The sequence below is a fragment of the Bartonella sp. AP150HLJHH genome (genome assembly GCF_042196385.1).
Taxonomy (GTDB): Bacteria; Pseudomonadota; Alphaproteobacteria; order Rhizobiales; family Rhizobiaceae; genus Bartonella.
The window spans coordinates 21,148-28,926 of sequence record NZ_JBHIQC010000017.1 but is presented as its reverse complement, the minus strand read 5'-3'; the positions used below and the strand labels follow the sequence as shown (position 1 = coordinate 28,926).

Annotated in this window: 3 protein-coding genes and 1 pseudogene; all 4 read right to left on the bottom strand. The window is 37.7% G+C overall.

Annotated features, from left to right (window positions below; genetic code table 11):
• Nucleotides 1-2,618, bottom strand: a 2,618-nt coding sequence (locus tag ACFING_RS07230; protein ID WP_375630295.1) for an autotransporter outer membrane beta-barrel domain-containing protein, incomplete at its 3' end; no start/stop codon positions are given.
• Between the two features lie 171 nt (nt 2,619-2,789).
• Nucleotides 2,790-3,516: pseudogene (locus ACFING_RS07225) on the bottom strand (autotransporter outer membrane beta-barrel domain-containing protein); the annotation flags it as partial.
• A 28-nt stretch (nt 3,517-3,544) separates the two neighbouring features.
• Entirely contained in the window at nt 3,545-3,673 is a 129-nt protein-coding gene (locus ACFING_RS07220; protein WP_375610851.1) for a hypothetical protein, read from the bottom strand.
• Nucleotides 3,674-4,202: 529 nt separating this feature from the next.
• On the bottom strand, nt 4,203-7,613 hold the full coding sequence (locus ACFING_RS07215; protein WP_375630294.1) for an autotransporter outer membrane beta-barrel domain-containing protein: 3,411 nt from the start codon (nt 7,611-7,613) through the stop codon (nt 4,203-4,205).
• Nucleotides 7,614-7,779: the final 166 nt, after the last annotated feature.

The window sequence follows — 7,779 nt, the reverse complement described above, 5'->3', positions numbered from 1 at the left end:
AAAACACCTGCTTGAAATGCATTATAATCGAGCTCAGCACCATAGCCATATTCAAAAGCAGATAAATTGGAAGCATAATGATGGCTCCCCCCATAAGCACGCAGAAAAAAGGCTGTCTTTTTATCATCCTTCCAGGAGGAATGAAAAGCATTCCGCATTGTCTCTAACGTCTTATTTTGCGTGGTCATATCCACTAAACCAGCATGAAATAAGGCATTTGGCAAAAGAAGATAAGTTGGAACCTGTGGAACAACAGCTCTAATACCTAGCTCAGGCGGAACATCAAGCGGTATAGAGAGATTAGATGAAGGTTCCAAAGCATCAGAGGACTGAGAAGGCTTTGGTTCAACAGGGGCAGAAGGAGGAGAAACAGTATCCAGAGATGAAGTGTCCTCCGGAGCAGAGGGCTCAGATGGCAGAACATCATTAGTAGAATCTTCAACTGGAACAAACGGTGCAGGCATAGGTTGCACAGCAGAAGGAGCCTCCGGAACTGTTGGTACAGAGGGAGGCTCAGACGGAACTGGTGCAGAAGGAGTCAGCGTCGAATCCGTAGGGATAAATGTTTCAGACGGTTCAGATCCCTCAGGCAAAGAAGGTGTAGATGGTATAAGTGGAGGCTCAACAGAAGGGGGTTGTTCAGGTGAAATAGTCTCTGTTGGTCGTTTAGAAGGAACCGTCTCTTCTTCAGATTGAGGAGGTAAAACTGTAGACGTTGGCTTAGAAGCAGTTTCAGAAGAATCTAATTCAGGACCAATGTAAACACTTTCGAGACGAAAATCCCAAAAATCCCCTTCTCCAACAACCAATCTATTCTTTGGATCTGCATTTCCAGAAGAAGAACTTGGACCATAGACACGAAGTTTATATTGATAAGGAAATCCATTCACCGTAGTATAACTATTGGCTAACTTAAAAGAACTTTCCTCTGCTGTCCCAGCAACTTGAACAAGTGAAATACTTTGACTTCCTTTATTGCCAGCTTCTCCTTCTAAGGTTTTGGAAAATTTCTCCATCATGAGCAGTGTACTTCCCAAAACATTCCCGTAGATCAAAATACGATCAGTTTTTTGAGGATTAAACGAGCCGTCATTATTCACAAACGCACTCATCTTAATCTGCACATTTCCCTTTGCATTATAGGCTTCTTTATCATATTGTATCCCCTCTATTGGATTTATGTCATTTAGATTACTTCCTTTCTCAATATATACTTTTCCAATATATAGCGTTTGATAATCTTGAGATATAAATTTATCAAAAAAAATTGTGCTATCAGAAATGCTTATAGACGAAAGTAATGAATCTACAGGAAGAGATTCCTGCAAATCTGTATGTTTCCTTTTGGTGAGATACCATGCAGAGCCATTTGTTAATTCTAAGTGAACAGTTGATGCATCCTCAACACGAATACCCCCTGTAAGAGTAGAATCCTTTGCTTTCACCAATAGAGAAGAATTATTTTGAGCCTTTAACAATAAATCACCAGAGATCTTTGTCCTTTCTGTTAATTCAATGGTAGCTTCAGCTCCATAAATATCATCCCCCGTACTATAAATGGCAATACCATCGGGAACTGAAAAAGTTGTCTGTGACAAATGCAAAGATGCTTCACCCCAAACAATTTTTTCTACTTTTGAAAGTTTTTCACTCCCTACCTTAAACATATCACCCCATACATCTGGACCTAATCCATAAAAATACAGACCGTATACTCCCTCACCCTGAACAGAAATATTGTTTTTTTCTATCTTAATACTTGTCTTTTTAAACTCATTTGATGAAGCGTATTCTTGAACCAATTTACCTTCAGCATCTGCATAACCTGCAAAATTCGTAATCAAGAAGCCATGCATATCAGTGAGCTGAATAGAATCACCACGCAAATGAACATCACCACCCTGTGATATGTCAAAAGCTCTTGGAAATTCATCAATAGTTTCATTATCAACTACAATCGTATGTTTCTTACCTTTTCCCTGAATATTGGTTGTATCAATAAGATATTTTCCCCCAAATTGTGTTGAAAACGCACCAATCTCATGAAAAGTAATAGTACTGCCTGACATCCTAACGAATGCATCAGAACTACTCACAAATCCAATCCCTTTTGCATTCAAATTATCTGATACAATATCAATATTTACGCTCACTAAAGCAATATCGGTTTTTTTTCCTTCTGCACATACAGCTTGCAAACTACCTTCAATCTTCCCTCTATTCATCACAACTTGCCCGTTCTGAACACGAAAACCGGACATATCCTTAATATTTGAATTGGTTAGAACAAGCTTGCCATCATCTTTTACAGATGCACTATATAAAAATGACTGCTTTGGCCTATGCGAGATAATATTTGTCTCTAATAAATTTAAAACAGTTCCCTCTTTTTCTATAGAGAAGACAGCAATAAAATCATCTAGAGAAGAGACAGAAGGAGTATAATTTTTATTACTTATCGTATGTTTTTTACTATCGCTATATGTAAAAAAACTCCCTGATACATTACAGGAAGTTCCTAAATTATTAGGATTCGCATTAACACTCACGATTGGCAAAAAAGAAACAATAGCCGTTGTAATAAATAAAAATCTATACCCGCTTAATACATTAACCATAACTTTATTCCCAATTTGCCTTTCTCCCCTGTTAGTTAAAAATAAAAAACATTCCCCATAACATTAAGTTAAACACACTAAAAATAGCAAGTATAAAACTTAAATAATCACTTTATACTTCATAAAACACTCTATAACTTATGTAAAAATTACTCTATATTTCATAGGCACCTAAAAACAATAGTATAAACCGCCTGAAAAAATAATCCCTGAAAAACCACCTTTTCTAAGGCAATGCTGATAAGTTACATCTCCATGCAAAGAAGAGTTTGAAGACAACTGAGCCTTCAATCCCATTCCAGTTTCTAGAGAAGAGCCAAAAGCCCTTATTGGAATTCATCTCCAAACCGCACACGTTGTTTTCCTCTAAAACTAATGGCATGCTGAAGCTTGCAATTGAAAGAAACAACAAGAGCCTCTTCAGAAGCAGCAAGCATCTTTCTTAAAGACCACCAACACGCATCACCCATAAATCAAGTTTTCCCATCTCAATATCAAAACCATCAATATCAGACGCCTTATCAAACCGCACATTTTGATAAATAACCTAAACCTGCGGATCAAAAATAACCCCTTTATGCCCTGTCATAAATGACTTGCCCGCAATCAATGAAGCACTCAAAGGTGTTTCCTTCAATGTTGCTGTCTTGCCTCTTGCTTGCGTGAGAACATCCCCTTTAAATAAACCATAGGAAAAAAGGACATCTATATAAAAGCCTGTATCATGCTGCATGCTGCCATATACTGTAATAGACCATTTATCAAATGTACTTTTTTGCTTTCTTTAACATCTTGAAGTTGTAGAGAGTTTTTTTCCATTATTCTTCATTATTCCAGAGCTCAAAGTGTGATGTGTATCCTCAATCGCATTGAGCAAGACACTTGCCTCTATACCATGAACATCAGAAACCTGAATCTTACCTTCATCAAAGGAAAGAACCACCCTGCTTCACACCAAACACAGATTGAGATAACGTAGCATTTCTACCACTTTTCTTTTCGCCATTTCCTGTAATAGAACTCTTTTTAAAAGAAGTTTTATTATCTTTTGACACAACCACTGCTGATGTAATCTTCTCAGATCTCTTTAATTCTAAAATTCCATCAGTTCCTGAAAGCCTTTTTCCCCTTTACTTTTTTGCGGCTTAATAACTATGTTATGAGTTCGTATTGTAAAAATAACACCTGTAGTCCTCCTATCCAATCCACTCATATATAACTTATTACGACTTCCAAAAGTACGAGAAGCATCAACTGTATCACACGAATGCGACTTAAAAAGAGAATTACACGAGGGGTTATAATCTTCTGCACTCACATCTATATTGTGCACGAAGAAATAAATAGAGGTCGTAAGAGAACACACACATAGCGTTTTAGTACTTTAATCATAATTTAGTCTAAACTTCCTTTATTTTATTCATAAAAAACTGAAAAGACACACCTAGTTCATCTACTTATTATGTACCGTTACATATAATTTGTTTTGTATTATATGTAAAGTCAAAAATCAGAAAAACGACACAACAAAACCGTGTTTTGTGCTTATGTCTTTCACAAAGGATGTATTAAAGAAAAATACAATTAAAAATGATAACTTAATCCACCAGAAAAATGCGTTCCAGAAAAGCCGTCACTCGTAAATTTATGCTGATAAATCAGATCGCTATGAAAAATAATTTTGGGAGATAATTGCGAAAAAACACCAAATCCAGCTTCTAAAGAAGTCCCAAAGGAACCAAGCTGGAAGGCATCTTTAAAATATACAAATTGTTTATCATCAAAACTACGAATGAAATGAAGCTTACCATAGAATGAGAGAACATGTGCATCTTTATCTTTAGTAAATGTAAGTGTCTTCGTTAAATACCCACCAATACGCATCCCCCAATGATCTGGACTTCGCATATCAATATTAAAATTATCAATATCACGAGTCTTATGAAACTGGAGATTTTGATAAACAAACTGAACCTGTGGTTCAAAAATAAAATATCGGCTGCCTATCATAAACGTTTTACCAGCAATTAAAGAAACACTTAGGGGCTTCCCTCTCAATGCAGCCGTTTTACCTCGCTCAAGTGTGAGAACATTTCCATTAAACAAACCATAAGAGAAGAGACCATCCATATAGAGACCCGTATCATGCTGCATGCTTCCATATGCTGTTATTGTCCATTTATCAAATATACTTTCTTGACTTTGTTTAACCTTTCGAGGCTGCAAAGAAAGCTTGCCATAATTTCCCATAATCCCAAAAGATGTCGTACTGTATGCACTTTCGATTTTCTTGAGTAAAATACCTGCCTCTAGTGCATTATAATCAAGCTCACCGCCATAATCACCATATTTAAATGCAGACAAATTTGAAGTATAATGATGATGTCCACCGTAACCGCGCAAAAACAAAGCGGGATTTTCATCATTTTTCAACAACCGACCAGGAACAGTTCGCAGCGCTTGCAACTGCTTGCTTTGATTACTGATATCCATCAATCCAGCATAAAATAAGGTATTTGGCACAAGAATATAAGTCAAAACCTGTGGAACAACGACTCTCACATTTGGCTCAAAATGAGAAGAAGGCTCAAAAACAGATGCCGGAACAGAAGAACCAGACGCAGGTGGAGTAACAACAAAAGGAGTGGGTGAAACAGATGGCGGAACAAGTGAACCAGATGCAACTGGGGAAACAACAGAAGGAGTGGGTGAAACATGCGGCGGAACAAGTGAACCAGATGCAACTGGGGAAACAACAGAAGGAATGGATGAAACAGATGACGGAACAGAAGAACCAGATGCAACTGGGGAAACAACAGAAGGAGTGGGTGAAACATGCGGCGGAACAGGTGAACCAGATGCAACTGGGGAAACAACAGAAGGAGTGGGTGAAACATGCGGCGGAACAAGTGAACCAGATGCAACTGGGGAAACAACAGAAGGAGTGGGTGAAACATGCGGCGGAACAGGTGAACCAGATGCAGGTGGAGAAACTGGATTAGATTCAGCAATAGCGGGAACAACAGGTGCAAGAGAGGAAAGAGGATTGGGGATCTCAAGTACAAAAACATCAGATACATTAGGTGTGGTCGTAAGATGGGAATCCCTATCAGGAGAATCTACAGGAGAAGAAAGACTTGGCTCCTGAGACTTTTGCTGAGAGTTAGAATCAATAGAACCATCCTCACCTCCAGTAATATTAGGATGAATTTTAGGAAAAGAAGGAATATCATCAGAAGAAGGGGGGACAACCAAATCAAGAACAGGAAAAACTTTAGTGGAATCAACAAATTGACTTTCAAGTCGGAAATCCCAAAATGTTCCAGAGTTTTTAAGCACTCTTTGATTGGAATCTGCCGCCCCTAAAGCAGAGCCTGGACCATAACTCTTAAGATGATACTGATAGGGGGAGGCTTCAAGTGTGACATACCCCCCCTTTAACTGAAAAGAATCTTCCATGGCTTTTCCATAAACCTGAATAATGGAAATCCCCTGATTATTACCACCATCTCCCGTCAATGCCCCTGGACTTCCAGGAACACTATACACATGAACTGTTGTTTTCCCTTCAAGATCACCATTGATTAAAAGCCGGTCAGTTTTTTGCTCTTGCAGAGCTCCGCCTTTATCCAAATATGCATTAAGATAAAGATTCACATCACCGTGCGCTTTATAGACAGTCCCAAATCCTTTTCCAATGAGAAGTGTCTGATAACCATTTGTTTTTTTAGATTTTAATTCTTCAAAAACAAGAGAACTATCCGTAAGATTAACCGATGAAATAGAAGAATAATCTTTTAACCTAGAACCAGAAGCATCAGAATTTTGCAATTTGTCATATTTTGGTCGCGATAAAATCCACTTTGAACCATTTTTTAAATCTATCTTAGCTGTAGAACTTTCATCAACATGTGCGCCTCCTACAAGGGTAGAAGCATCAGCCTCAATCTTTACATTAGAACGCTCAACAGCTTTCAGGAGTGAATCTCCAGAAATTTTTGAATTTTGTAAGAGTTTAACAGAACTTTCGAATTCGCGACTATAAATAGCCGTACTTTCTGGAGCCATAAAAGTTGTCTTTGTCACATGGACAGTCCCTTTTCCAGGTATAATTGTTTTTTTATCATTTAAGACAGCTTCCCAAAAAAAGTGCATACCATTAAATCCATTCCCTCTCACAAAAACATTGGAATATTTTATATGAGCAGCATTATGGTTATTCCCCTGCACTACAATGCCATGAACATTGTCGACATTAACGTTTCCCTTCTGGAAATTAAGAGAGCCTTTCCCCTGAAGCATACTAAAAGCAGAACCTTCACGATGATTATCTGTATTTGTTCCCTGTTTCCCCCTCCCAGTAATAGAAACGCCCTCTAAATTAATTTCTCCATCTCCTCCTGTTTGAACACCAATACCATCAGCAAAATCAATTTTTCCTCCTTTCATATAAATTTTTGCACCATTATGACTCAAAAGACCTATCGCATCAGAAGATGTCTTAATCTCTGTCTTGGTCAAAGAAACAAACGACCCTTTACCCCCAACACTGATCCCCATTCTGGTTGCTTTAATCACCCCATCCTGCATTTCAAAAGCTCCCTCATCATTAATATCGGCCCCGATCGACACGTTATTTAACATGGAATCAAATAGAGCAACGCCTCCCCCATTTGAGGACTTTACAGCTGTTGTCCAAGCGTTTGTTTCTGAATGTCCATGTGCATTCGAAACACCGTTAATGATTATAGCCTCTCCCTCAATGACTGTATTTTTCCCTGATGCCTCTATGGCAGCATAAGAACTTTCACCCGTAAGTTGATAAGTTTTCTTGGTAATTTCATGCGTTTTACCATCATTACAGCGATAAAATGAGGCACTTTCGTTACATGAATATGGCTTCTTCTCAGAAGAAATCTCACCTGCATCAGTATTGTATACAAAGAAAAAAATAACCGTTGTAAAATGATATAAAGAGAGATGATTTTTAAACATAATTTTCTACAAACTTTCTTCCCCTTCTCTAAAAACAAAAAACACGCGTTCTGTTTAATAACTTTGGTTACGCGTGATAATTTAAAATACGTTTTGTGTTTTATATATCCACCCTATGTTTTATGTAAAGCCAGAATCCCAAAATATCACAATTTAAAATTGTATT

Bases quoted from the DNA above. Each gene is read 5' to 3' on its own strand.
- ACFING_RS07215 (WP_375630294.1), bottom strand. From the start codon at position 7,613: ATGTTTAAAAATCATCTCTCTTTATATCATTTTACAACGGTTATTTTT.